The organism is Brachybacterium rhamnosum (assembly GCF_039526185.1).
GTDB classification, from domain to species: domain Bacteria; phylum Actinomycetota; class Actinomycetes; order Actinomycetales; family Dermabacteraceae; genus Brachybacterium; species Brachybacterium rhamnosum.
In genome coordinates this window covers 1,196,233-1,220,580 of record NZ_BAAAIS010000002.1, presented here as the reverse complement: position 1 = coordinate 1,220,580, position 24,348 = coordinate 1,196,233, and the positions used below count along the sequence as shown (strand labels likewise).

The 24,348-nt window shown below is 70.3% G+C and carries 30 protein-coding genes; 4 read left to right on the top strand and 26 right to left on the bottom strand.

The genetic code is table 11. From position 1 onward, the window contains the following. The first annotated feature begins 85 nt into the window (after positions 1–85). From ABD080_RS07420 to ABD080_RS07405, 4 genes are all read left to right on the top strand, one after another. Entirely contained in the window at positions 86–235 is a 150-nt protein-coding gene (locus tag ABD080_RS07420) for a hypothetical protein (protein WP_343904272.1), read from the top strand. A gap of 95 nt (positions 236–330) precedes the next feature. Then, complete coding sequence (locus tag ABD080_RS07415; protein WP_343904271.1) at positions 331–1,110, top strand: hypothetical protein; 780 nt, start codon at positions 331–333, stop codon at positions 1,108–1,110. Continuing rightward, entirely contained in the window at positions 1,103–1,693 is a 591-nt protein-coding gene (locus tag ABD080_RS07410) for a type II toxin-antitoxin system VapC family toxin (protein WP_343904270.1), read from the top strand. The genes ABD080_RS07415 and ABD080_RS07410 overlap by 8 nt, the downstream gene beginning before the upstream one ends. A gap of 141 nt (positions 1,694–1,834) precedes the next feature. Next, entirely contained in the window at positions 1,835–2,092 is a 258-nt protein-coding gene (locus tag ABD080_RS07405) for a hypothetical protein (protein WP_343904269.1), read from the top strand. A gap of 61 nt (positions 2,093–2,153) precedes the next feature. Here the strand turns inward: ABD080_RS07405 and ABD080_RS07400 are convergent, their stop codons facing one another. From ABD080_RS07400 to ABD080_RS07275, 26 genes are all read right to left on the bottom strand, one after another. Then, complete coding sequence (locus tag ABD080_RS07400; RefSeq protein WP_343904268.1) at positions 2,154–2,435, bottom strand: hypothetical protein; 282 nt, start codon at positions 2,433–2,435, stop codon at positions 2,154–2,156. Further along, positions 2,432–2,872 (bottom strand): hypothetical protein, encoded by a 441-nt coding sequence (locus tag ABD080_RS07395; protein ID WP_343904267.1) that lies wholly within the window; start codon positions 2,870–2,872, stop codon positions 2,432–2,434. The genes ABD080_RS07400 and ABD080_RS07395 overlap by 4 nt, the downstream gene beginning before the upstream one ends. Beyond that, positions 2,865–3,371 (bottom strand): hypothetical protein, encoded by a 507-nt coding sequence (locus ABD080_RS07390; protein ID WP_343904266.1) that lies wholly within the window; start codon positions 3,369–3,371, stop codon positions 2,865–2,867. The genes ABD080_RS07395 and ABD080_RS07390 overlap by 8 nt, the downstream gene beginning before the upstream one ends. A 5-nt stretch (positions 3,372–3,376) precedes the next feature. Further along, positions 3,377–4,354, bottom strand: a complete 978-nt coding sequence (locus ABD080_RS07385; protein WP_343904265.1) for a peptidoglycan-binding protein — start codon at positions 4,352–4,354, stop codon at positions 3,377–3,379. Positions 4,355–4,420: 66 nt separating this feature from the next. After that, positions 4,421–4,633 carry a hypothetical protein gene (locus ABD080_RS07380; RefSeq protein WP_343904264.1) on the bottom strand — a complete coding sequence of 71 codons (213 nt, stop codon included), beginning with the start codon at positions 4,631–4,633 and terminating at the stop codon, positions 4,421–4,423. Between the two features lie 11 nt (positions 4,634–4,644). Further along, positions 4,645–5,379, bottom strand: a complete 735-nt coding sequence (locus tag ABD080_RS07375) for a pyocin knob domain-containing protein (protein ID WP_343904263.1) — start codon at positions 5,377–5,379, stop codon at positions 4,645–4,647. Between the two features lie 90 nt (positions 5,380–5,469). Beyond that, positions 5,470–6,702, bottom strand: a complete 1,233-nt coding sequence (locus ABD080_RS07370) for a hypothetical protein (RefSeq protein WP_343904262.1) — start codon at positions 6,700–6,702, stop codon at positions 5,470–5,472. A 3-nt stretch (positions 6,703–6,705) separates the two neighbouring features. After that, complete coding sequence (locus ABD080_RS07365) at positions 6,706–8,958, bottom strand: hypothetical protein (protein WP_343904261.1); 2,253 nt, start codon at positions 8,956–8,958, stop codon at positions 6,706–6,708. Further along, positions 8,958–9,737: a hypothetical protein gene (locus ABD080_RS07360; RefSeq protein WP_343904260.1), complete on the bottom strand. Its 780-nt coding sequence runs from the start codon at positions 9,735–9,737 to the stop codon at positions 8,958–8,960. Before ABD080_RS07360 ends, ABD080_RS07365 begins: the two co-directional genes overlap by 1 nt. Further along, positions 9,734–13,471 (bottom strand): phage tail tape measure protein, encoded by a 3,738-nt coding sequence (locus ABD080_RS07355; RefSeq protein WP_343904259.1) that lies wholly within the window; start codon positions 13,469–13,471, stop codon positions 9,734–9,736. The genes ABD080_RS07360 and ABD080_RS07355 overlap by 4 nt, the downstream gene beginning before the upstream one ends. A gap of 192 nt (positions 13,472–13,663) precedes the next feature. Then, on the bottom strand, positions 13,664–14,197 hold the full coding sequence (locus ABD080_RS07350; RefSeq protein ID WP_343904258.1) for a DUF7426 family protein: 534 nt from the start codon (positions 14,195–14,197) through the stop codon (positions 13,664–13,666). A gap of 82 nt (positions 14,198–14,279) precedes the next feature. Further along, entirely contained in the window at positions 14,280–14,768 is a 489-nt protein-coding gene (locus ABD080_RS07345) for a phage tail tube protein (RefSeq protein ID WP_343904257.1), read from the bottom strand. Between the two features lie 13 nt (positions 14,769–14,781). Further along, on the bottom strand, positions 14,782–15,216 hold the full coding sequence (locus tag ABD080_RS07340; protein WP_343904256.1) for a minor capsid protein: 435 nt from the start codon (positions 15,214–15,216) through the stop codon (positions 14,782–14,784). After that, positions 15,213–15,557 carry a hypothetical protein gene (locus ABD080_RS07335; RefSeq protein WP_343904255.1) on the bottom strand — a complete coding sequence of 115 codons (345 nt, stop codon included), beginning with the start codon at positions 15,555–15,557 and terminating at the stop codon, positions 15,213–15,215. The genes ABD080_RS07340 and ABD080_RS07335 overlap by 4 nt, the downstream gene beginning before the upstream one ends. A gap of 12 nt (positions 15,558–15,569) precedes the next feature. Further along, positions 15,570–15,890, bottom strand: a complete 321-nt coding sequence (locus ABD080_RS07330) for a hypothetical protein (RefSeq protein ID WP_343904254.1) — start codon at positions 15,888–15,890, stop codon at positions 15,570–15,572. Continuing rightward, the gene (locus tag ABD080_RS07325; protein ID WP_343904253.1) at positions 15,887–16,303 is read right to left on the bottom strand and encodes a hypothetical protein; all 417 of its coding nucleotides are present in this window, start codon (positions 16,301–16,303) and stop codon (positions 15,887–15,889) included. Before ABD080_RS07325 ends, ABD080_RS07330 begins: the two co-directional genes overlap by 4 nt. Before the next feature lie 138 nt (positions 16,304–16,441). Beyond that, complete coding sequence (locus tag ABD080_RS07320) at positions 16,442–16,750, bottom strand: hypothetical protein (protein WP_343904252.1); 309 nt, start codon at positions 16,748–16,750, stop codon at positions 16,442–16,444. Beyond that, positions 16,750–17,709 carry a major capsid protein gene (locus ABD080_RS07315; RefSeq protein ID WP_343904251.1) on the bottom strand — a complete coding sequence of 320 codons (960 nt, stop codon included), beginning with the start codon at positions 17,707–17,709 and terminating at the stop codon, positions 16,750–16,752. Before ABD080_RS07315 ends, ABD080_RS07320 begins: the two co-directional genes overlap by 1 nt. Before the next feature lie 16 nt (positions 17,710–17,725). Then, positions 17,726–18,406 (bottom strand): hypothetical protein, encoded by a 681-nt coding sequence (locus ABD080_RS07310; RefSeq protein WP_343904250.1) that lies wholly within the window; start codon positions 18,404–18,406, stop codon positions 17,726–17,728. A 70-nt stretch (positions 18,407–18,476) separates the two neighbouring features. Next, positions 18,477–19,559: a phage minor capsid protein gene (locus ABD080_RS07305; protein ID WP_343904249.1), complete on the bottom strand. Its 1,083-nt coding sequence runs from the start codon at positions 19,557–19,559 to the stop codon at positions 18,477–18,479. Continuing rightward, on the bottom strand, positions 19,556–21,121 hold the full coding sequence (locus ABD080_RS07300; RefSeq protein ID WP_343904248.1) for a phage portal protein: 1,566 nt from the start codon (positions 21,119–21,121) through the stop codon (positions 19,556–19,558). The genes ABD080_RS07305 and ABD080_RS07300 overlap by 4 nt, the downstream gene beginning before the upstream one ends. Next, complete coding sequence (locus ABD080_RS07295) at positions 21,118–22,374, bottom strand: PBSX family phage terminase large subunit (RefSeq protein WP_343904247.1); 1,257 nt, start codon at positions 22,372–22,374, stop codon at positions 21,118–21,120. The genes ABD080_RS07300 and ABD080_RS07295 overlap by 4 nt, the downstream gene beginning before the upstream one ends. Before the next feature lie 17 nt (positions 22,375–22,391). Beyond that, positions 22,392–22,958, bottom strand: a complete 567-nt coding sequence (locus tag ABD080_RS07290) for a ParB N-terminal domain-containing protein (protein WP_343904246.1) — start codon at positions 22,956–22,958, stop codon at positions 22,392–22,394. A 29-nt stretch (positions 22,959–22,987) separates the two neighbouring features. Next, on the bottom strand, positions 22,988–23,365 hold the full coding sequence (locus ABD080_RS07285; RefSeq protein WP_343904245.1) for a hypothetical protein: 378 nt from the start codon (positions 23,363–23,365) through the stop codon (positions 22,988–22,990). 70 nt (positions 23,366–23,435) lie between these two features. Beyond that, a complete protein-coding gene (locus ABD080_RS07280; RefSeq protein WP_343904244.1) occupies positions 23,436–23,639 on the bottom strand; it encodes a hypothetical protein in 204 nt (67 codons plus the stop codon). Positions 23,640–23,847: 208 nt separating this feature from the next. Further along, positions 23,848–24,315: a hypothetical protein gene (locus tag ABD080_RS07275; RefSeq protein WP_343904243.1), complete on the bottom strand. Its 468-nt coding sequence runs from the start codon at positions 24,313–24,315 to the stop codon at positions 23,848–23,850. Positions 24,316–24,348 lie beyond the last annotated feature (33 nt).

Here is a 24,348-nt window from a genome sequence, read left to right as displayed (position 1 = left end):
ACAGCCAGGCTTGAACCTACGTGGGTCTCCCGCTGTCCACAAGCCGTCACCGCGGTCGGCTCACCCCGACGTAGGGTCACTGCTCATGGACGCCTGTGACCTCTTCGACTGCACTGCACCCGGGACGGTGCCGATGGTCCTCGAGCTGCGCCTCGAGGTCGGCGAGGAGCCGATCATGGTGTGCGTATGGCACGCGGACTGGGTCGCGCGGATGGAGCGCGCCGAGCGGGGGTGACGGCAGGTCAGTCCGCCCGCTTTCCTATCGTACCGAGTGTGTCGGATATGGGAGCTTGCGACTACGATGCATGGGACGACGGGTGGAGGTGGGCTGTGGACGAGGACATTACGTTAGAGCTTCGTCAGGAACTGGAGGACGGCCGAGAGCGGCATGCCCCCGTGGATGCGCGCGCCTTCCAGCAAGCACTCGATGCACTCCTCAAGCTACTTCGTGCCGAGGCTTCAGATGATGTCGCCTGGCAGATTGCTGACCTGAAGATCGGGTCTGCTATATGCGGTATCGCACCCGACCGTGAGACCGAAGCTCCCCGGCGTCTCATTTCCAACCTTCGTCACGTCGCGTCTGGCCGTGGTCTACCGAGCGGCTGGGGCCGGCGCGAGGTCACTCTCGCGTTGGAGCTCGCGCGCGCGCGTAACCGCAAGCCGGGGACCGTGATCTCCCTGGCGTCTCGGCGATCTGAGTCGATTGCTGTGGATGATAATTTTGAAGCAGAAGCGGCCGCAATTCTTCAGGTGAAGCACCATTCACTCACCTCGCTCGTTGGCGTAATTGACGAATGGAGTATTCGTCGCAAGAACCCCGCTGTCGGATTCACTACCGACTTGGGTAAACATATAATTATTGAGTACCCGGAGGGGATGAAAGAGAGGATGCGCGAGTTCGTCGACTCGCGCGTCGAGGCTCGCTGCCGAGTTGGGAGAAACGGTTTTGGCGACATCGTTGCCGCCGAAATGCTTGACTGCATTGAGTTGCCCAGTCGTCTTCCGAGCCCCGTGCCGGAGTTCCGTTCCATGCTAGGCGCTTTCACGGGGCCAGGATTCGCCGAGACCAGCCTCGACCAGTGGCTTGAAGCGAGGGGAACCCATGAGTAAGTCCGGCCTTGTCTACCTGGACACCTCGGTTATAGTTGCTGTTCTCCTTAATGAGGATCGCGCGGAAGATACCGTAGAGGTTCTAGAGAGCTTCAAGAACGGAGTGGCTGAGTGCGTTATCAGCCCGCTGGTTATTGCGGAGATTTACGGCACGCCAAAGATTCGCGAGGTCACGCGGTCAGGAATGACGCCTTCACTCGCAAAGAAGTCTGCGCTGGATTCAATTCGTCGCGTCGATAAGTTTCTCGGGCATCTCGAGAGCTGGGATGCATGCATCCTAGTTGAGAATACGCGTCGACAGGGGGTTATGGTTAGAGATTTCGGCCTTCGCTACCAGTTGAAGGGGCCGGACGCAATGCATCTTGCCGCGGCGATTGAGTTTGGATGCTCCCATCTATTTACCTTTGATAGGGGGCTACTTAAGGTCGGCAATGAACAGGGCGTGGAAGTTTCCCAGCCTTATCTTTTGGATGTCTCAAACTCTTCGGCATCAGACTCCGGTGATACGGCTGCCCCTGAGGGCAGTACCGATCCCCCGGCATTTCTCAGCGTAATTCCAGGACTCAGTACATACCTTCAGTAACGGAAAGCGCCCCCACCCTCCCGTAGGAGAGTGGGGGCGCTTCGCTGTGCTGATGGACGCCGAAAGGCCCCCTCCCGGGCCCGTAGGCCAAGGAGGGGGCTGTCCACAGTTCCGCCGTGAATGTCCGAGTCGGATGGGATGATGGGTGCGCGTGTCGGCCGGCACGCGCAACACCGCCGGAAGGGCAACATCATGGTGCAGGGCAAGGACCTCACGAAGTCGATCGTCGGGAAGCGGATCCGCGTCTCGGGAGCTTCGATCGTGGAGGGTGTCGTCGCGGGGGTCGGGTTCCAGGACTTCGGAGTGCAGCTCCGCCTCGAGCCCGTCGTGGAGCCGTACGGCGTCTCCGTCACGGTGAAGGACGACACCGAGGTCGAGGTCCTCGACGCCGAGGGCTGATCTTCGGCAGGACCGAGCGGCCCCTCCCGGTGTGGGAGGGGCCGCTTCGTCGTCCCCGGGGTCACTCCTTCTCGACGCCGGTGCCGAGACCGACCTTCGCTAGGAAGTCCTGCACGGCCTCGAGCGCCATGATCCGCGTCGCCGCGCCGACGATCGCGCCGAGCACGGCGACCGCGCCGCCGAGCCATGCGATCCACGAGGGCGGGAGGTAGGGGCCGAGCTCCTCCTGCACGATCGGGATCACGATGATGAGGACCGGCACGAGGGCGATCACGTACGCGACGACCGTGCGGGCCGTCGCCTTCCAGGGGTGGGCGACCTGAGTCGCCTTGTGGGTGTTCACGGGGTCTCCTTCGGGCGCGGCACGTGCCGCAGGTGATCGGGGTACAGGGGCGAGACGGACTCGGGGATCGGCATGACCTGGTGCGGGTGGATGAGGCCCTCGGCGACCTTCGACAGGACCAGGCCCCGGTCAGAGACGGCGACGGGGACAAGGTCGGAGCGGAGGACCCGCACCTCTCCCTCGACGGTCTTGAGGCGCGCGTCGACGGGTGCGACGGCCGCGGTGATCGCCGCCGACACCACCCCGCCGACGTCGACGCCGACCTGGCGGGCGGACTCGTCGGCGGCCTTCGTTGCGGACTGCGCCGTCTCCCGGACCTGCTGGGCGATCTGCTGGTCCGAGCTCGCGCCGGCGCGCTTGAGCCCCTGGGAGACGAGGGCGACGATGACAGCGGACACGCCACCGATCGCGGCGACGAGGACGGTGGGGTCACCCATGCGGCACCTCCGGGATCTCACCGGTCTCGGCCGTGATCCGCTCTCGGGCCGCGTCCGCGACGGTCTGCGCTTCGATCACGGGCACCGCCTGGACGACGACGGTGGTGCGCAGTGCGAGCGCCCACTGGATCAGCCAGAGGGCGACCACGGGGGCACCGTAGGAGACGAGCCCGCCGAGCGACCCGTTCGACATGATGAAGGCCGTCGAGACCGCGAGGCCCTTGATCGAGAAGGTCCAGAGGGTCGCCGAGCGCGCCCATTCCCACCGGATGGCGAGGAGGTGGAGGACTGCGCCGGCGGTCCACAGGCCGGCCCATACCTGCAGGGAGAAGGCGGCGTCGATCACGGAGGGGACTGCGCCGCCCCGTCCACCGCCGAGAGCGATGAAGAACGATGCGGCGCGGAAGCCGGCGTAGGCGGCGAGGAGGGCGAAGAGGGCGACGTGGAAGCGGGCGAGGCCGGGAGGTTCCCTGACGTCGACCTCGGTGGTCGCGTGCACCGCGGTCAGCCCTTCCGGGCCTCGGTCTTGATGACGTTGACGAGGGACCCGTCGGTGCGGACGCCCTTCTGCCCGGGGGCGATGATCCCGAGGGTCTCCTTGTGCTGGTCCTTGATCAGCTTCACGAGGGTGCCGTCGGAGCGGGTGCCGGCCTTGCCGTTCTCGACGGCGTCGAGGACGCGGGTGATGCGCTTCTGGTTCTCGGTTGCGATGGCGATGAGGTCGTCGATCTTGGCCATGATGTCTGCCAGTGCCTTTCGGGTGTCGGGTCCGGGGACGCCGTCAGCGGCGAGCCCCTGGTCGGTCTGGAACTGCGTGACGGCGGCACGCGTCGCGTCGCCGAGGGAGCCGTCCACGGGGCCGGGCTGGTAGCCGAGCTCGAGGAGGTGCTGCTGAGCCGTGGCGACGTCGCCCACGGCGGGCGCGGTCGTGGGGATCAGGACGGGCGGCTTCGCCGCGGAGCCCGCGGACGCTGCCGGGGCGGACTTCATGCGGTCCTTGGCGGGCATGTACGTCCAGTGCCAGGGCTCGCCGATGCGCTTCCCCTCGGTCCAGTCCCACCCGTACTTCACGCCCTCGGCGAGCATCCAGGCGTGCTCGTCGGACCCGCGGGTCTGCACGCCGCTGTTGAAGTCGGCGGTGATCGCCAGGCCGTGGTTGGAGTAGCCCGGGGAGGCGACCGGGGACATGCCGGCACGGAGCCGGTAGGTGGATCCGTTGTAGGACCGGTCCGTGGTGCCGGGGCGGCGGCGGCCGTTGTAGCGGTAGTAGTTCTTCAGGAAGATCCGCACCTGGTCCGCGCGGGGCCGGTAGAACGACATCGCCACGAGACGCTTCGCGAAGCGTTCCTGGAAGCCGTAGGCCAGGCGGAGGAACGACGCTGCGGCGTCGTCGCGGAGGTAGGCGGTGCGGCCGTGGGTGAAGAACTCGGCGGGGATCGGGGCCAGATCGCTCGTGTCGAGCTGGCCATTGGCAACGGTCATGGGGTGCCTCCTGGGTATGAGGAAGGCCCCGGACCGGATGGTCACGGGGCCTGGTGGGTGCTGGGGTCAGGCGTCGAGCGCGGCGACCTGCTCCGGGGTCAGGGCATCGGCAACTCGTTCCCGGATCGACTCGGGGTCGCACCCCGCCGCGACCGCATCCCGGGTCATCGCGGCCAGCTGGTCGGGGAGCTGCGAGAGCTTCGCTCGCCGCTCCTGCTCGTCGAGGACGCCCCGGCGGAGATCGTCGAGGTCCTCGTCGGACATGTTCGTCAGGTCCATGGCTTCTCCTGTCATCCGGCGCTGCCGGGGAGGCTGGCTGCGCTCGGCGCTGCATTCCCCGTGAGGTGGCTGAGGTTGAAGGTCACGTACTGCCCCACCGTGATCTCGCCGACGGCGAGCTGGACGGCTCCACTGGTCAGCACGGAGATCTGGAGGGTCGGCGCAGTCGTGGCGATCCGGTACGCGACCCGCGGGCGGAATCCCGCGGGGAGCGTGAACAGCGTCGTCCCGACGGGAGCCCCTGCCTTGTCGAACTGGCGGACGTACAGGTTGAACTCGACGAGGTTCCCGAGCCGCTGCAGGGAGCAGTTCGAGGTGGCGCTCGTGTACGCGCCGAGCAATGCCTGGGCGACGTTGCGGACGCCGCTGTCATAGCTCGGGGTGATGTTGTTGGCCGTCGTCCACGCCGGGAGCGGGCCGCCATCCATGGCGGTCCACACGCTCCACGTGCCGTTGTACATCTGCCGCTTCGCCGCGGGGCCGACGCGGGGGTAGTACCGCATGAGCAGGGCGTTGTCCGTGAGCCCCCATCTGGTGACGACTCCGTACCCGCCGAAGGGAACCGGGGGGTACCCGTTGGCTTCCGTGGCGCGAGAGTCGTTCGACTGGATGAAGGTGCACGGGGTGGTCAGGGTGTCGATGTGCGTCGTCAGGATGTTGATGGGCGTGTCCAGCTTGGAGACGCGATTCGCGAGGCCGGTCACGTCTTGCGCGATGACGACTGCAAGGTCTTCCAGGTCCGCCATGGGGCGTCCTTCCTCGCCCCACCTGGGGGCGCATGAAAATGGCCCCACCCCCGTCGAGGGGTGAGACCGTGGCAGGAGGGGGCGAGCGAGTTAGGAGCGGGCAGCCATGTACGCGGCGACCGCCGCGTTCGCGTCGACCTGCGGGATCGTCGCATCGGCGCGGACGAGCTCGCCCGGAGGGAGGACGACGAGCTCGCCGGCGTCCTGCTTCGCCTTCGCGTAGTCGAGGACCGCGAGGACGTTCGCGACGGAGATGTAGGAGCCGGTCCCCATCAGCGCGGGGTGCAGCATGAACATCACGCCGACCTTGGTGGTCGCGGCGAGGTCGATCTGCAGCTTGATCCGGGAGAGGGTCTGGGAATCCATCGTGAAGCGAGAGACGCCCTGCTGCACCTGTCCGGTCAGCTGGCGGATCCCGCCGGCGCCCATGTAGCCGGTGGTGACGGCGTGGTACTCGAGGATCAGCTGCCCGGCGAGGGTCTGGGACCACATCTCCGGGGTGGACCCGCCGTCGAAGCCGGCGAGGCCCGTCGCGCCGACACCCGCGGGGATGAACCCGAACACCTCTCGCCCGTAGCGGGCCTCGAGAGCGGTCTTCCCCTGCACGATGATCGAGCGGACCGTCGCCTCGTTGTTCGTGCTGCTGTGGTTGTAGCCGTGGTTCCAGATCTCGGCCCCGGCCCAGGAGAGCACGTCTGCGTCGGACGCGCCCGAGTTCTCGGCCGTGGAGAGGGTCGAGTCGTTCAGCGCGAGCCCGTACCCGAACCCGCGAGCCGCGAGCGCCCCCGGGAGCCCGTTCGCCTTGAACGACGTGAGGCCGTGATCGAAGGTGAACGCGACCGCACCGAGGCCACCCGTCGACACGGGAGGGTTCTCGGCGGACCACTTGGACATACGTGCGATATTACCGGAGGCGGACCCCAAATCAGCCCGGATGATCCCGGTATCCCACGAGTTCCACAGGCCCGACGCGAGCCGCGTCCGCTGGTAGCCGATGTTCGACGTGTACCCCCAGGCCGCCTGCCGGACGATCGGCCCGTTCGCTCCGTTGTACCCGGTCGTCTCGACCTTCACCCCTCCAGGGGCGTCCGTCGGAAAGCCGATCGCCGTCGCGACCGCTGCGGAAGGCACCTCGTAGAGGCCCGGCTTCGTCAGGCTGTCCAGGACGTCCGAGGCGGTGAGAGTGACGACGCCCAGCTTCGACGCGAGCGCGGCATTCGTTGTCGTGCCGAGGGTGCGCATTTCGGCGACACCGGTCGACGAGATCGCCTCCGATCCATCCGACAGGGGCACCACGGGCCCCTCGGAGAGCGTCTGCGGCATGGCCTACTCCTTTCCGAGCGGGTCCGCGCCCCACGCGGCCCACGTCGTCTGCTGATTGAGGTACCACTCCCGCCACGTCTTCGGACGCGCCTCCCCCGCCCACTCGGCCCAGGTGATGGAGTTGCGGGCCACGGTGAGGGGGCGGACGGTGATGGTGTGGGTGACGCCCATGTCCGCATCTACGGACCGGGAGTCGCCGATGACGATGCCCTGCACGGTGAGCAGGGACTCGTGGGTGTCGGAGATCGTGACGATGTCGCCGAGCTGCAGACCGGGGATCGGGATCAGCTCGACGGATGAGAGGACAGGCTGCGGGACGGTGACCCGCGCCGCGGCGTAGTCCGCGGTGTACTGCGCCTGCGACTCGTACTGGATCCACCAGCCCGCGTCGATCGACTTCTCCGGGGCGCCGGCCGGTCCGGTCGCTGCGCCGATCGTGGTGCGGTCGGCGAACGTGACCTTCGACTTCCCGCGGAGGATGGGGAGGTTGAAGTCTCGGCGCCGCATCCAGAGGGTCGACCCGGCCAGGTCCTTCGAGACGGTGTGCATGATGACGCGGCCCGTCCCCGACCAGGACAGGCGGAGCTTGAACGCTCCCGGCGTCACCTGCGTGATCGACCCAGCCAGCGTGCCCGCGTTGTGCGCCCACGTGTCCGTGTCCTCGATGACGCCGCCGTACCAGGATCCGACCCCGTAGTTGAAGTCGGTGTTGGCGGGGTCCGAGGAAGGCGGACGGAGGTTCGTGTCCGGCATCAGCCATACCTCGTCGTCGGGCACGTTCACCCACGACTCCGACACAGTGCCCGAGGTGAGGGTGATCCCTGACCCCTGCCACAGGTCGATAGTGGCGCGGGAGGAGAACTCCTGCACCGCCTCTCGCCACTTCACTTCGACGCTGGACTTCACCTGGGACCTGTCGTGCGACCAGGTGAACCCTTTCTCGGAGAGGTCGTCTCCGCTCGTGAGCGTCGTGGCGGAGGTGCGGGCCTCGAGCCGGCGGAGGTCCCACCAGTGGAGGGTCCCGAGCTCGTCGATCCAGTAGGTCGCGGACTCCGCTTCGCACTGCTGCGCGAGGAGGTCCACACACGACTCCCCCTGCACCGCGGGCCTGGCGATGATCCGGTTCAGGTTCGACCCTCGAGCGTGAATTACCGCGTTCGGGGTCCACGAGGTGAGGCCGCCGGCGGTCGCGGGGAACGCGACCTGGTAGCCGCCGGAGCGGTTCCCGTCGGCGAGGATCGAGCAGGTCGTCACGGCGCCGGTCGTGATGGACGCGGGGACCGTCACGGTGACGGTCTGCGTTGCGGTGCCGGAGCGGAGGATCACCCGGACGCTGGTGTCGGTGACGTGCTCGACGGTCGCGTAGAGCAGCCCGTCAGCGCGGGCGACGGTCGCCACGGCAGTGAGCGTCATCCCGTCGCCGCCGATCCACACGTTCCCGGTCGTGTCGGACCAGACGAGTCGGACCAGTCCCCCGCCGGTGCCGGTGTTCGCGGTGACGCGTCCCGTGCCACCGGTGGAGGAGGTGAGCGCGGAGAGCTCCATCCGGCCGCGGGCCTTGATCGAGTAGCCGCCGGAGACGGTGTAGGTGGCGGATGCGTCCTCCGTGCCGATGCCCCACGAAGTGACGCCGAAGCGGGGGTACTCGGTGCCGACGCCTGCCGCGGAGCCGGCGGACACGCACAGCCCCCGCTCTCCCCAGAGGGTGCCCTGTGCGGGGACGGAGAGGACGGAGAACCCCTGCGGGGGCGGCGTCGAGTACCAGCCGCACTGGCGGAGGATCTGGTCGGTGATGGACGTCGTCCACATGCCGACGAAGCGGCGGGGGTTGCCGCTGGTGATCGCGGGCATGGCCTCGGCGACGGGCTCCCAGGAGATGGACCGGAGAAGGGACTCGTAGCGGTCCGCGAAGCCGACCTCGACCTGGCGGGTGCCGATCCCTCCGGACGCGTCGGTAACGCGGCCACCGGTGAGGGACGGCACCCACCCATCGCCCATGTCGGTGCGGATGGACAGGGGCGTCTCCTGGACGGGAGGCCACACGGTGGAGGGATCCCACGGGGTGGCGGCGCTCGAGGCGACGTCCGGGCCGTCGGTGACGGTCACAGACCCGGACGCGGCGCGGAGCTGCTCGGCGGCGAGCGGGTCAGGCAACGCGCGGTCGATCGACAGGGAGTCAGCGTCGACCGTGCGGCCGCCGATGGTGGTCTCCACCTGGGGCGTGTACACGTCCCGCGGGGTGCGGACCTGCAGCATCAGCCGACCTCCGTGACCTGGTAGCTCGTCTTCGAGTAGTTCGCGGCGCCCATCAGAGTGATGGGCGCGTGGGTGGCGCCGTGGATGACGGCGACGGGGCATCCGGTGCCGAGCTCGTCCCTGGCGGAGGCACCCCACGCGATCGCGGGACGGGCGACCTGCGTCGCCCCTTGCACCACGATCGACAGGGCGGAAGCCGTCGCGGGGACGGTGAAGGTCTGCGACGCGAACCCCCACCCGTTGTGGGTGAAGGTGGTGCCCGAGAGGAATCCGGTCGTGGCGTACGTCTGGTCGCGCCATGTGCCGGTGAAGCGGAGCCCGCCGAGGCCCCACCCGGAGACGGTGATGCGGGACCCGGGCACCACGGGGACGGCCTCGAACGACCCGTGCGCGGTGCCGATGGACACGGCGCCGGTGAGGACGACCGCCCGCGCGATCGTCCCGTCGGGGAGCTGCACGAGACCCGCGTCCGTCGCGTTGAACTGCGGGACGTCGAATCCGCTGGCCTGCGGGGAGAGGAGGTTCCCGATCGTGGCGTCGGACCCGTACCAGCCGACCGGGCCGCCGTTCCGGGCGATCGTCTCGATGGTGGAGACCATGCCGGGTCGGGCGATGGACACGTCGAGCGCCCACTCGCGGCGGCCGCCACGGCGGATGAACCCCTTCCGCTTCCCACCGATGGTGCCGGTGAACGCCGCGCGGGACTCCGTCGACCGGGTGAGGGTCGACGGAGCTCCCACCTCGAGCAGCACACCAGCGGACACGATGAACGCGCTCACCGGACACCTCCGAACGATCGAGCGGCGGACTTCCCGCCCTGGTAGATGTTGGCCTGGTCCCTCGAGCTGAGACCGATGCGGGCCTGGGAGGCGCCCTCGCGGACCGCGGTCGCGATCTGCTCGAGCGCGGCCTCGTCGAGGGTGAGGGTGCCGCCGCCGAGCGCTTGAGCGGTCTGCGGCGTCGTCCTCACCTGTTCCCCGCCACGGAAGCGGAGGAGCTCCGGGCCCTGCTCACCGACCATGTGCCAGCCGGGCGTCGCGTTGAGCGTCCCGGTCGCGTAGCCGCGACCGAGGGCGTCCATGACGCCGCCGTCCTTGTAGGCGACGTGCACGTGGTTGCGGTGCAGGGACGCGACGGTCCCCGTGTTCGCGTAGCGGCCTCCCCCGCGGTGCACGTTCGACGCACCGAGCGGCGTGTAGAGCAGCTCCGTGGGGTTCGAGGTGCGGAGGATCTCGCGGGCGAACGCCATCATCTGCGGCGTCGGCGACGAGCCGTTGGAGTAGTCGCGTGCGCGGCCGAGGCCGTGCATGGACGGCGACCCCGACGAGGTGACGGCGCCGGGACGGTACCCGGACGTCATCGTGAGCCCGTGCTTCGCGGCGATGCGGGACGCCTCTGCGAGGGACCCGCCGGTGCCGGTCGCGGTGGGGCTGGTGTCCCCACCGGTCTCCCCCCTCCCTGCGAGGAAGGAGCCGATGCCGTCGCCGATCTTCGTCGCGATGCCCTTCGCGATGTCGGTCATGAGCCCGCCGCCGGGGATCCCGCCGAGCAGGCCGGAGGCGAGCTTGGAGAACACGCCCGCGGGGTCGGAGACGGCGTCCGCGATGAACTTCGCGGAGTCGGTGACCCAGCCGGTGACGGTGTCGGAGGCGCCCTTGAGCCAGCCGAGGACGCCGCCGCCGGCGTAGGAGCGGGTGCCGAACACTCCGCCGGACGCGAACGCGTCGGAGCGGAGGCCACCCTTCCGGGCAGCCATGTTCAGGCGGGCGACGCCGGCCTCGCCGCCGACTGCGCGGGTGAACTCGGGGCGCATGATCGCCTCACCGCCGGAGAGGTTCAGGCGGCCGAACGTGGGCGAGAAGAAGGAGTGCACGTCGCGGCCCGGGGTGTAGCCGGGGAGGACGCCGCCGCCGGCGAAGCCGACGGACACCTCGGGCAGCTTGGAGACGCCGAACTTCCCAGCGATGCTGTTGAAGTTGGAGACGATGCCCTTGTTGATGACGGTGTCGACGACGAACCGGATCGGCGCTGCGGCCTTCTCCTTGACCTCGTCCCAGACCTTGCCGACGGTGTCCTTCATGGTGGTGAAGGCGTCCTTCACCTTGTCGGCGACGTCGCGGATCTTCGCGACGACGGTGTCCTGGAACCAGGAGACCACGGGCTGGACGATGTTGTCCCGGATCGCGGACCAGATGGTGGAGAGCCGGTCCTGCACGGACTGGAACACGCCCTTCACGGCGTCAGCCGCGGTGCGGAACGCGCCGACGACGGTCGTCTGGAACCAGGTGACGACGGGCCGGATGATGGAGTCGCGGATGAACGACCAGACGGCGGCGAGACCGTCTCGAGCGAGCCCGAACGCCTGGAGCACGAGCCCGATCGCGGTCGCGTAGGTGCCGACGACGTAGGTCATGAACCAGTCGACGACCGTCGCGATCGCGGACTTGATCGCGCCCCAGATGACGGCGAGGGCATCCCGGAGGACCTGGAAGGCCGCCTTCGCGACGTTGATCGCCGCCTGGATGAACGGCACCGCCGTGGTCTGGAACCAGGTGACGACCGCGGAGATCGCGGCCTGGATCGCGTTCCAGACGGGCAGGATCACGGACTGGTAGAGCCAGGTGACGGTCGACGCGATGACCTGCCAGGCGGCCTGCAGGAACGGGACCGCGGTGCCCGTCACCCATCCGACGACCGCACCGATCGCCGCCTGGATGCCCTGGAAGGCGGGGACGATGATCGACTGCCACAGCCACACGAAGATGGGTGCGAGGACGTTCTGGAAGATCGCCACCCACAGGTTGATGTAGGTCATGACGACGGCGACGACGACCGCGATCGCGGTCTTGATGCCGTTCCAGACGGGGAGGATCACCGACTGGTACAGCCACATCGCGGCGGTGGCGATGGTCTGCCACGCCGTCTGCAGCCACGGGACGAGGGTCCCCATGATCCACTCGGCGGTCGCGGCAGCGGCGGCCTGGATGCCCTGCCACGCGGGCTGGATCACGGTCTGCCACAGCCAGATCGCGCCGGCGGCGATGCCGTTCCAGGCGGCCTGCAGGATCGGCAGGAGGGTGCCGGTGAACCAGTCGGCGACCGCGGCGGCGGCGGCCTTGATGGCGCCCCACACGGTCTCCCAGATCTTCCGGCCGGTCTCCGTCTTCGTGAAGAACAGGTACAGGGCGCCGACGAGCGCACCGATGCCGAGGATGATCAGGCCGATGGGGTTCGCGTTGAGGGCCGCGTTCCACAGCCACTGGGCGGCGGTGGCGACGGCCATCGCGCCCTTCTGGATCGCGAGCAGGCCGTTCCAGATGGTCATCGCGAGGTTGACGGCGCCGATGATCCCGGCGATGGCACCGAGGGCGATCACGACGGGGCCCGTGTACTGGACGAGCCCGTCCAGTCCCCCGGCGGCGGTGGTGAGCCACTCGACGGCGCCGGCCATCATGTCGATGAGCTCGGTCTGGACGCCGCGGCCGAACGCCTGCAGCTTCGCCACACCGGTCTCCGACATGGTGTCGCCCATGCTGGTGACCGCGCCCTCGACGTCGCCGAGGGAGTCCGAGGACCCGGACATGGCGGTCAGGAACCCGGGCAGCTGGTCCTTGCCCATGTCCTCGATCTGCGTGCCGAACAGGGCACCGGCGAGGGCGGCCTGCTCGGCGGGGTCCTTCACGCCGAGGAGCGCGTCGGTGATCTTCCCCGTCGCCTCCTGCGCACGGTCCCCGCCGGCGAGGAGGTCGTTCGCCATGTCCTTCCCGGACAGACCGAGCTTCCCCATCGCCTCCTGCGCGCCGGTGTCGCCGAGGTCCGTGGCGCGGATCCCGAACTCCTTGACGGCGTCGCCGGCCTTGTCGATGGAGATCTCGCCCCCGGCGGCGGCGTCCGCGAGCGTGGTCATCGCCTGCTGCCCGTCGAAGCCGAGCATGGCGAAGTGCTTGCTGTACTCGTTGGTGGCGTCCATGAGCGGCTCGACCATGGACGGGCCGACCTTCTGCCCGGCGGCGGCGAGGAGGTCGAACGCCTCGGTCGCGTCGCCGGCGAGGCCGTTCTGCACGAGCGTCCCGGCGGTGGTCGCGGCCCCGGCGACGTCGACGTCCATCACGGACGCGAACGTCAGCGCGGACTTCGACGCCGCCTCGATGTCGGCCTGGGAGCCGTTGCGGAGGTCCTTGAAGGACCCCATCACGGCGGCCACTCCCCCGGACACGTCCTCCATGGACTCACCGAGGTTCTGCGAGTACAGGTTGCCGGTGATGGTGCCGACCTTCGCGGCCTCGTCCTTCGTGAGGCCGAGCTGCGCGGCGGTCTTCGCGTTCGCGGACTGCAGGTCCACGGCGCCCTTGAAGCCGACGCCGAGCGCCGCGGCGGACGCGGCACCCGCGGCGAGGCCGAACTTCTTCCAGTCCTTCGACTTCAGAGCCCCGAGCGCGGACCCGATGCCCTCCTGGAACTTGGAGGCGTCCAGGTCGAGGAAGCCGGTGATCTCGCCGAGCTCGAGGGCCATCGGGTCACGTCCTGTTCTCGGGGTAGATCACGCGATGCAGGCGTGTGTCCGGGTCGGTGAGGAGCTGGATGATGCGCACCGACAGCCACCGCCACGTCCGGCGGGTGAGGATCCCGCCGGACGTGTCGATGCCGTAGGTCTGGTGGAGGTCCGCTTCGATGAGGGACCAGTGGGAGAGGAGCCGGGTCCAGGTCAGGCCGCGCCCTTGCGCGGCTGCGCGCTCCGCTGCGGACGGGTACTCGTACCAGTCCCAGAGGCCCGACGCTTCGTCGAATTCGCCCCGCCCGTACGGGTCGTCGCGGCCCGTCGCTGCTCCCGGTTGGGGGCCGGTGCTTTTCCCCCCGCGGCCCAGTAGTCGAGGGCCACGTCCTCGGTGTGGATGGTCCAGAGCATCGCGGCGGTCGCGGCGAGCTTGAGGCGGCGGAACGGGACGCCGTCGTCGAGGAGCTCGTCGTAGACGGGGCCGAGGACGTCGGGGTACAGGTCGAGCTCTTCGGCGTCGGAGAGGACCTGTGCCTCGTCGTCGTCCTTGGAGGCGCCGCGCTGCGCGCGCTCGGCGGCGGACATGATCCGCTCGATGCGGAGGCCGACGCGGGCGGAGACCGGGGCGATCCGGTACTCCTTCCCGCGGTACGGGAGGACCAGCGCCTCGTCCTCCTCGTCCCAGGAGTCGTAGTCGGTGAGGTCGTCGTTCTGGTCGTCGACGGTGCGGTCGTCGTCGGTCATGGTGGGTTCCCTTCTGGTAGTGGATGCACGAACGCCCGGCCCTCCGTGGATGGAGGGCCGGGCGTTCAGGTGCGAGGTGGGGTCAGGCGCCGCCGCCGGCGGTGACGGGGTTCGCGATCGTCTCCCGCTTGCCGTTGCCGGTGAGGGTGATCGTCGCGGTCGACAGGGCGGTGGAAGCGCCGCCGTCGTCGGTGAAGCCGGCCTGCGCGAGACCGGAGTAGGCCTCGTTGCCGCCCTCGCGGTTGTACCAGCGGACGCGGACGGTGCCGTCGATGCCGAACTGGTCGCTGGCGGCGCGGATGAGCTCCTGGCCCGGGTCGTACGCCTTCGTGGTGTCACCGGTCTGCTTGCGGGCGACCTTCACCTCGAGCGCCCAGGACTGGCCGGTGCGGACCTGGGAGGTCCAGCCGTCGGAGTCGTAGTCGGAGTCGTCCTCGAGGTTGTCCTCCTTGGACGGGGTGAACTCCTGGATCCCGCGGACGGGCAGCCAGGGGCCGGTCTCGGGGTCGCCGGCGCCGGGCATGACGTCGACCTGGAACTTCCGGGCGAGGGTGGAGATGGAATCAGCCATGATCTGGGGCTCCTCAGAATGTGCGGTGGGGGGTGGGGTGGTGGGCCTGCAGGTAGTAGTTCTCGGAGCGGCGCCAGCGGCCGCCCGCGTCGAGGCCGAGGCGTGCCCACGACGCCCGTCGGGCGGCGATGATGGGGACGCCGCCGAGGGTGAACCCGGTTCGGCCGTGCAGCAGGTCGAACACGCGCCCGGCGCGCTCGTCTGCCTCCCGCATGTCGCTGGTGCCGCGGATGGTCGCCTGGACCATCACGACCGTGTCGGCGAGCAGCGGGTCGTCTTCGGTGCCGTACACCGCGAGGGCGATGGCACGGTCGGGGGTCGAGGGGAGCGCACCGATGGTGATCGGCACGTCGCTCGCCGTGTACGGGGTGTCGGGGCGCCAGGTGGCGATCCCCTTCTCGTGGAGCAGCTCGGCGAGGCCGCGGGTGACGTCGTCCTCGATGCTCACGTCTGCTCCTTGATGGCGTCGACGATGATCTGGCGGATGGTGTCGGCCTCCTCCTGCATGGCGAGCTCGAGCCACTTCGCGCGGCGCCCGGCGTCGTGCCGGGCAGTGAGGTCCTCGTGCACGGGGATGGCGTACGGGGTGTCGTAGGAGACGGCGGCGCGGAGGCCGTCGTCGTCGACGCTGGCGCGGCCGGAGCGCTGCAGGGTGCCCTCCTCGAGGGGGACGGTGCGGTTCGCGGCCTCGAGTAGGTACTCGGCGGCGAGGGCGAGGCCATGGGCGGCCGCGTCCTGCACCGCCTTCGTCACGTCGACACCGGCCTTGAAGACGACTTCCTTCGCCATGCGGTGCTCCTGTCAGGCGAGGGTGACGGCGAGGTGGGAGGGGAGCTCGAGCGCGTCCCCGTCGAACAGGGCCCGCCCGATCACGTGCGTGGACGACGACCGGACGGTGACGCGGGACCCGGGCGGGAACAGTTCGTACGCCCCGGTGGCGGCGTAGACCGTCGCCTCGGAGACGACCTCCGTGCCGGTCGCGTCGCGGACCAGGCGGCGGGTCTCGTCGACGAAGCACGGCACCGTCACCGGGTCGGCCCACCGGTCGCCGTACGCGCCCGTCCCGAGGTACGCCTCCACGGTCACCGTGTGGATGAACATGGACTCGATCTCGCTGCTCACCCGAGAACCTCGATCCGCGAGTGCGGGAGGACACCGGCGAGGATCGCGGCGGCCTGCTCGGTGAGCCCGCCGATCGTCGCGGTCACGTCCGACGTCGCGCCCGGCGAGTAGGACAGGGACGCGCCACCGATCGACTTCCCCGTGAGGGTCGGCTTCGCGGTCACGCCGGCGGCGCCGAGGATCGGGTTCACGCCGAGCTCGACCCACGCGGCGACCTGCGCACAGGTCGCCATGCGGAACCCGTCCCGCGTGTCCCCGTCGACCGGGTAGCCATCCGGGTCCGTGGGGTAGACCGCGGTGATGGTGGCCCGCTCGATGAGCCGGGACGCCGCCTCGAGCATCCGATCCACGGTGTCGGGGATCGGGACGCTGGACCACTCGGCGAGGTCCTCCTGGGTCGCGTAGACGCGCATGGGTGCCTCCTGGGGCAAGGGGGTGGGGTGACGGGGCGCAGGCGCCGCCATGGCAGCCAGGGAAGGGGTCCTGGCCGGTGGCGCCTTCACGCCGGTCCGCGCGGGCGTGTTGACGCCCCGTCACCCCGGTTCTGGGGATCAGCCCGCCGGGTCGGGCTCCGGCTCCGGCTCGGGGGGCACGGTGTCCGGGTGCCACTCCGCGACGTGCTCCTTCTCCGCGGCGTCCTGGACGGCGGGGTCGGAGGACACGTCACCGGGGCGCACGGGGCGCACGCCCTGCACGCCGTGGATCCCCGGGGAGACGACCGACGGGCCGTGCGGGTTGCCGAGCTCGCCCGGCTCCCCCGCATTGGACGGCCCGAGGTAGTCACCCTCCGACGGATCGACGGCCCCGTCACGGGGCAGGACCGGCACGGTCAGCGGGTAGTCCCGCGGGTCCGCGCTCATCACGCGGTCACCTGGACCTTGGTCAGGACACCCGCGGCCTTCGTCGCCTTGAGGGCGACGCCGACCGGGCCCATCTCCACCTCGCCGGTCTTGACGGCGCCCGCCGAGTCGAAGTCCGGGGCGTACGCCTGGATGACCGAGGAGCCGACGGTGGACACGCCGTGGAACCCGTCGAGGCCCATGCGGACCGCGTACATCGCGACCTGCTTGGACGCCTCGGGGATGACCGGGTCGGCGGAGCCCGCCTTGAAGCCGGCGTCGACGAGGACGGCGCCGCCATAGGTGGCGAGGGCCGTGTTCCGAGGGCCGACCTGCTCGACGTACTGGTTCGCGAAGCGGGAGGCGGCCTTCACGAGGTTGATCGCCTTCCGGTTCGAGATGATGACGCCGGCCTGCCCATCGAGGAGGGACAGGAGGTCGTCGACGTCGGTGAGGACCTGGAACGCCTTGGCCTGATCCATGGCGCCGGACCAGTTGCGGACGGTGGTGTCCTCGGTGGACGTACCGGCGAGGGCCTTCTTGAGGCCGTCGAAGGAGTCCTTGTAGGTGCCGGTGACGGCCTCGGAGTCGCCGTTGATGACGGCGTCACCGAACAGCGCCTGCGCGGCCTTCACCTTCTGGGAGGACTGCAGGGCGACCTCGCCGGTGGCGGACGCGCCGACGCGCGCGAGGACGCGGTCGATCTGGTAGGCGCCACCGAGCACGGCGAGCTTCGTGCTCTTCTGCTCGGTGGTGACCTCGGTGGGCGCGTACTCGGTGTTCAGCGCACGGAACTGCGCGGAGGGCGCGGTCACGAGGCGACGGTACGAGTAGGACAGGGTGGCGCCGCCGCCGGCGGGGTTCACCACGTCGTCGAACACGATCTGGTCGAGGAGGGGGTTGGTGCGGAACTCGTCGATGACGGCCGCGGAGTAGGCAGAGACCGCGTTCTGGGCGGCCTGCTCGAGGGTGACAGGCATGGGGGTTCTCCTTGGGTCAGCGGGCACCGTCGGCGGCGAGGCCGTCCGCGATGCTCATGCCGGGCTTGTACTTGCTGGTCGCGCCGTCACCGTTCCCGCCGGTGAAGTCGGCACTGGACCGGGTCGCCGCCTGGACGGTCCCGAGTCGGGGGTTCTCCTGGACCGCGTCACGGATCGCGCTGGTGAGGGCGGCCGTGTCCGTGGGGTCGAGGTCGTGGGCCCGGGTCAGGAAGGCCCGGGAGTCGAGGAGCGCGGCGGGGTCGGCGCCGGCGGTCGTGGCGGCGCGGTAGACGGCGAGCTCGAGGCGCGCGGCCTTCGCCTCCTCCTCCGCGGCTGCGCGGGCGGTGGCGGCGGCCTTGACGGGGTCCTCGTCGCTGGCGCCGGTGTCGATGCCGGCGGCCTTGAGGATCGCCTGGATGCGCTCGTCGGCGGCGGCCTGGGCGTCCTGCTCGGCGGTCGCGCGGGCGGTGCGCTGCTGGGCGGATTCGGTGCGGAGGGAACGGATCTCCCGCTGCGCCCACGCGGGGAGAGCGTCGACGGACTCCGCCTCACCGCCCTGGGTGTCGCTGTGCGCCTCGCTGGCGGCCTGCTGGACGTCCCGGGGCGTCGGGGTGCCCTGCGGGGTCTGCGGGGCCTCCTGGGGCGCCTGGGGGGTGGTGACGATCTGACCGTCGGTGGTCTGCGGATCGGTGGTCATGCTGTCCCTCCTGGGGGCATCGGGGTGGACCCGCCGCGGCGCCAGGCCAGGGCGGGGGATCAGGGAGCGCTCACCGAGCGGTGAGGCTGGTCCGGTACGCGAGGTCCTTCCGACCGTGGTCCTCACGCCACGCCTTGAACGAGGCCTGCTGACCGCGGAGCTTCACGCGCGCGGCCTTCGCGGCCGGCGAGTCCTTGCCGAGGGTCTCCTCGGCGATGAGGACGTCCCGCTTCGACTGCCGGATCCCCCGTTCCTTCGCCCGCTGCTGCTGGCGGACCTTGTACGCCTCGGGGTCGCGGGTGGTGGTGTGGGGCTTCGTCCGGCCGGGCAGGTACAGGCCGACGGTGTGGGTGCAGTTCGGGTGCTGCAGGCCAGCGGAGCGCGCGGACGCGATGGTCCCGGCGATGCGGACCCCGTCGGACGCCTTCCCGCGAGACCGACCCGAAATGGAGAGGACCTTCCCCTCCCACGGGCCGCACAGGTCGCACGACTCCGGGGACGTCGACACGATGACGAGGTCCTGGCCGAGGACCTCGAGCTGGTCCGTGTGCCCGGCGATCGCGGCCTGCCCCGCGGTGGTGCGAGTCGCCATCTCCGCGTAGGCGCCGGTCTCCCAGCGCCTCCCGGAGGAGTCGACGAACGGGCGGACCCCCTGCCGGGCGTACTCCCGGACCGCCGTGTAGGCCGCCTCGCGGCGGGACTGGCCACCGGTGAGCACCTGCCCCGCGGTGTCTGCTGTGACCTGCTGGTACACGTCGGAGACGGCGCGGATGATGCGGGGGCGCATCCCGGACAGTGCACGGACCGTGTCCTCGGCGAGGACGTCCACCGCGCGCGACGCACGCCGCCCACCGATCGGGAGGGCACCGGCGGCGCGCACCTCACCCCACGCGGCGCCAGTCCCCGCCTGGTACGCCTCGGCGACCGCGCGGGTGATGAGCTCAGGGGCTGCGTCGTCGAGGCGGGCGAGGCCCTCGTCGATGACGCGGAGCACCGTGGTCAGGTCGAGGGCCTTCCGGGCCTGCCAATCGGGGAGGTCCAGGCCGCGGCCGAGGGCGACGATGATGCGGGCGAGGGCGTCGTCCTCGGCGGTCTGGTAGTAGGCCCGGACCCGGGCGGCGACGGCGCGCGCGTAGTCCGGGGAGATGGTCACGGCACGTCACCCGCCGGCGGCTCCTCGGCGGGGGTCTCCTCGAAGGGAGGGAGGCCGAACCCGCCGACGCCGAGCGCGTCAGGGTCCGGTGCCGCGGTGATGCCGAACTCCTCGGCGATCCGCGCGACCTCCTCGTCAACGTCCTTCTCCGACCAGTCGGGGTGCATGAGCTGCACCCGCACACGGGCAGACGCGGACTGTGCCTGGAACATCGCCTGCGCGGTCTGCGCGAGGCTGATCTGCGACTCCTGCACCGTGTCCCCGAACTCGACGGTCACAGGGAGGTCCGCCTTCGCGGCCGAGCGGAACACGACCACGTCGATCGCGAGGGCCTTCGCCGCGAGCGCCTCGAGCGCCGGCCGCCACGGCCGCGTCTTCCGGTCACGGGTCAGGAACGAGCGCCGCTCCTTCGCCTGCACCTCCGTCGCCGTCATCGCGGCGCCCGCGGTGTCCGCACCGAACGTCTGCGCGGAGTAGCCGGCGGTGCGGAGGATCTGCGTGAGCAGCGCCTCGCAGGTCGCCTGATGCTCCTGCACGCGGATCTGGAACTGGACCGCCTTGAGCGGCAGATCGCCACTGGACGCGGCGGACGACGGCGGCGTGTTCACCGCCTCGTACACCTCCCGGTCGAGGTTCAGGGATGCACCCTGTCCCGGCCCGTGGTCCTCGAGGAGGGACTGCGCGGCGACGATGCGGGCCTTGCCGACGCGGAGGTCCCGCATCCACGAGGACCAGGCCTCGTCGTACGCGTCCATCAGCGGCTCGAGACCGTCGAGGTCGGAGCGGCCGAGGTTCGCGCCGAGCGGGTGGTTCCGCCATGCCCGGTTCGGGGACTGGTTGGGGACGTACACGACGTCCAGGCCCGGCGTGAGGGTCGAGATGAACCCCTCCTCGTCGGTGACGATCCCCGCGGTGGCGGGATGATCGGTGAGGGGCCGCACCTCGCCGAGGTCCGTGGCGGTGCCACGGTGGAGGACGTGCTGGACGACGCCGATCCCGTCCTCGAGGCCGTGCCACTCGAGGTGGCGCCAGATCGTCGAATGGTCCTCGCCGACGACACGCCAGAAGGTGACGGCGGACAGGCGGCCCCAACGGAACTCGGGGAGGGCGTGGTCCGCGTCGACGCGGGAGAGGAACGGGTGCTGCTCGAGGTCCGTGTCCCAGGCGACGCGCATGTACGTCCCGCCGAGGGCGGCGCCGAGCTCCGCGGCGGCCGCGAGCTCGTCGTGGGCGCCGGCGCCGATGATCAGGTCGAGGCGGGCCTGCGTGTCCTCGTCGGCGACGGTGAGGGTCGGCGGCTCCGAGAACAGCAGATCAGCGGATGCCTGGCACAGGTCGGCGGCGATGGGGACGTGCAGCTTCTTCGACGGGGCGTCGCCCGTGTTGGAGCCCCAGAAGAACCGTCGGACCGTGCCGATCAGGCCGTCCCGGCGGAACGTGGGCCGCTGGCCCTCGCGTGCGTAGATGTCGGCGAGGACGTCGGTGCGGGACGCGTACCAGGCGTCCCAGCGGCGCATCGCGGGGAGGATCACGTCGAGCTGCGCCGGGGGCCACGTGGTCATGGGGAGGTCTCCTGTCGGGTCTTCCAGTCGTCGACCCAGGGACGCCAGTAGGTCTCGGTGGTGGTGATCGCGTAGCGGGCCGCGTCGAGGGAGTGGTCGGCGACCTTGAGGGGCTTGTCCTCGCCTTTCTCCGTCGCCTTCGGGTCCCAGGCGTAGGAGGGGGCCTCGTCGATGAACCCCTCGCACCTATCGGTGACGTGGAGGGCGCCGAGGGCGAGGAGGGATGCGGTGGTGCGGATGCCGTACTTCACGCCGTTGTCGGCGTCGGTGACGCGCCGCTCCCCGTCTTGGTGCAGCTGCACCTTGAGGGATGCGGCGGCGGGGTCGATGAACAGCCACTCGGGGCGGAGGTCGCTGGGGTACGGGAGGTGAGGCTGGTCGAGCCACTCGCGGAGGCGGGTGGAGAGCTGCGCGTCGGTGAGGCGCTGCTGGGCGACGGCGGGGTCGTGCCGCCACTCGTCGATCAGGTAGAGGGTCCCGTCGTCGGCGAGGCCGATGAGGATCGCGCTCGTGGGGTTCGTGGTGCCGTAGTCGAGGCCGACGCCGAGGAGGCGCCGCATCGGCGGCAGGTCCTCCCAGGGGATGACATGGGTGTCGGGGTCCCAGGCGTCGTAGATCGCGCCTTCCGCGGACACCCACTCGCCGAGGATGAACCGGCGGTACCAGAGGCCCGTGAACTCGCGTCGCTTCGCCTCGACGTACGCCGGGGAGAGGGACGGGTTGTCCGCCATGGTGAAGTGGAAGACCCGCCAGTCGGGAAGGTCGCGGAGACGGGCGAGGTAGCGGCGGCGCAGCCAGTGGGACTGCGAGTCAGGGTTCGTGGTGAAGAACAGCTTCGACCCGTCGATGGACAGGCGGCCGAGGAGCTGGACGAACGTCTGCTCGGGCATGAGCGTCGCCTCGTCGACGTAGGCGCCGGCGAGGGTGAGGCCGCGGATGACGGCCTCGGACCGCTTGTCGGAGAAGCCGACGAGCTGCACTTCGCGGCCCATGATCCAGGCGATGTTCTGCCCGCGGGTGTGGCGGACGATGCTGGGGTGGAGGTTCGCGAGGGGGTCGAGGACGTTCCGCTGGATGGTGGTGAGGGTCCAGCCGAGGATCGCGAGGTGCCCCTGTGGGGCGGCGGTGACGAACTCGGCCCACCGGATCAGGGAGGCGATGGTCTTCCCCGACCGGATGGAGCCCTCCCACCCGTTGACGGCGCCGGTCGACTCGAGGATGGACGCGTGCTGCGCCGTGGACAGTCCCGGCACGGCACTCTCCTCGAGGTTCAGGCCCCCTGGTTCTTCGGGGTGTAGGCGATGGGTTGCGCCTGCTCGTGGTCGTCGCGGATCCGCTCGAGGGCGGTGTCACGCTCGGCCTCGGTGCGGAACATGACGACGACGGCGGGGAAGGCCGCGGGGGTGGTGGGGTCCTCGCCGAGGTCGGGGGCGTCGAGGTCCCGGGTGAGGTCGTCGAGGTCGTCGGGGTCGTAGCCGGTGCCGGCGAGGTCGTCGAGGCCGCGGAGCATGACGAGGAGCGCGTCGTCGTCATAGGTGGCGAGGTCCGACGTGCGGTTGTCGGCGAGGGCGATGCGGGTCGCGGCGTCATCGTCGACGTCGAGGACGACCGCGGGGATCGTCTCGTGGCCGAGCGCGCGGGCGGCCTGCGCGCGGTGGTTCCCGGCGATCACCTCGAAAGGCCGGCCCGTCAGGGTGCCGGCGTTGACGATGATCGGCTGGTAGATGCCGTTGACGCGCATGGACTCGGAGACGGCGCCGACGTCACCCTGGCGGGGGTTGCCGGGGAGGAGGGCGAGGTCTGCGACGGGAAGGTTCCGGATGGTGAGGTCGTGCACCTGGCCACCTCCTCCCCGGGGCTTAGGGGTCATGCGGCGTCCCGGCCGATGAGCTGGGCGAGCATGGATGCGGCCTCGGCGACGCCGGCGCCCTGCTGCGGCGTGTACAGGCCGAGGAGCTTCGCCTGCTGGTCGTTGACGCGGAGGACCATCTCCGCGGACTTCGGGTCGCCGATGTTCGCCATGTGCTTGCGGACGATGAGCTGGCCACGCTGCAGGATCATGTCGCGGGCGAGGCGGAGGTTCTCGTCCTTGTGCTCGGCGGCCTGCGCGTTCACGATCGCGGAGATGCGGCCGAGGGAGAGGGACTCGCGGGCCGCGATCTCCCGGTAGGTGAGGCCGGATGCGGCGAGGCCGTAGATCCGCTGGTCTCGTGCTTCGCGCTCGATGCTGCGTCGTGTCGCCATGGGAGGGTCCGTTCTGTGCAGGTCCCCTCCTGGGGGGCCGGTGCGGTGTCCCCGCCTGGGGGACGAGGGGTCAGGCGGTGTAGTAGGCGCGGAGCCCGTCGGGGGCAGCGGCCCAGGCCTTCTCGAGGGCGGGGCCGGTGAGGCCGCGCTGTGCGCCGTAGAGGCGCTTCCCGGCCTGCTCGGCGGCTTCCTCCATGACGGCGGCGGGGGTGTCGGCGGGGCTGTCCGCTTCGGGGACGGAGTCCAGGACGGTGGGGGTGACGCGGCGTGCCATGGGGGCCTCCCGGGGTGTGCGGTACGAATGCGGCCCCGCCACCCGAGGGGGTGGCGGGGCCGTTGGGACTGTTGACCCTGGGGAGCGTCACCGCCTGGAGCGCTCGACCCGGTCGTGACCAGTCGATCAGAACCTATCGGAGATGGTGCGTGGGCGCAACACGGGGGGCGTCACATGTTGCGATCGTGCACGTTCAGCGGCATTGCGTTCACGCGGCCGCCTGCAGGGCGCGGACCTTCGCGCGGCGCTCCTCGAGCCGGTGGCCGGTCCGCTGCTCCGGGGTGAGCCAGGCGAGGTACCGGTCGAGGACGGCGGCTTCCTCGTCGAGGCGGCCGAGCTTGCGGAGGATGATCGCGGCGTGCTCCGTGTACGCGGGCGCGGGGCCGTACGCGCCGCGGTCTCCTTCGGCGCCCTGGATCGCCTGGTAGGCGAGGGCGAGAGCGTCGTCGAGTCGGCCCTCGCGCTTCGCCTGCTTGATGGGCTCGAGGAGCTCGAGGTAGTGGGTGCCGTCGACGGAGCCGGCGGCAATGTGCGCGGCCTGGATGGGGCTGGACGCGGCCTGCTCGCGGAGCATGGTGCGGATCTCGTCGTGGTGCTGGCGGCCGCGTTCTTCGACGGTGAGGGGTGCGGGGGGTGTGGGGGTGGTGCGGCGGCGGAGGCGGTCGAGGAGGCTCATGGGGGTCCTTGGTGGCGGTGGGGTGCCCTGCTG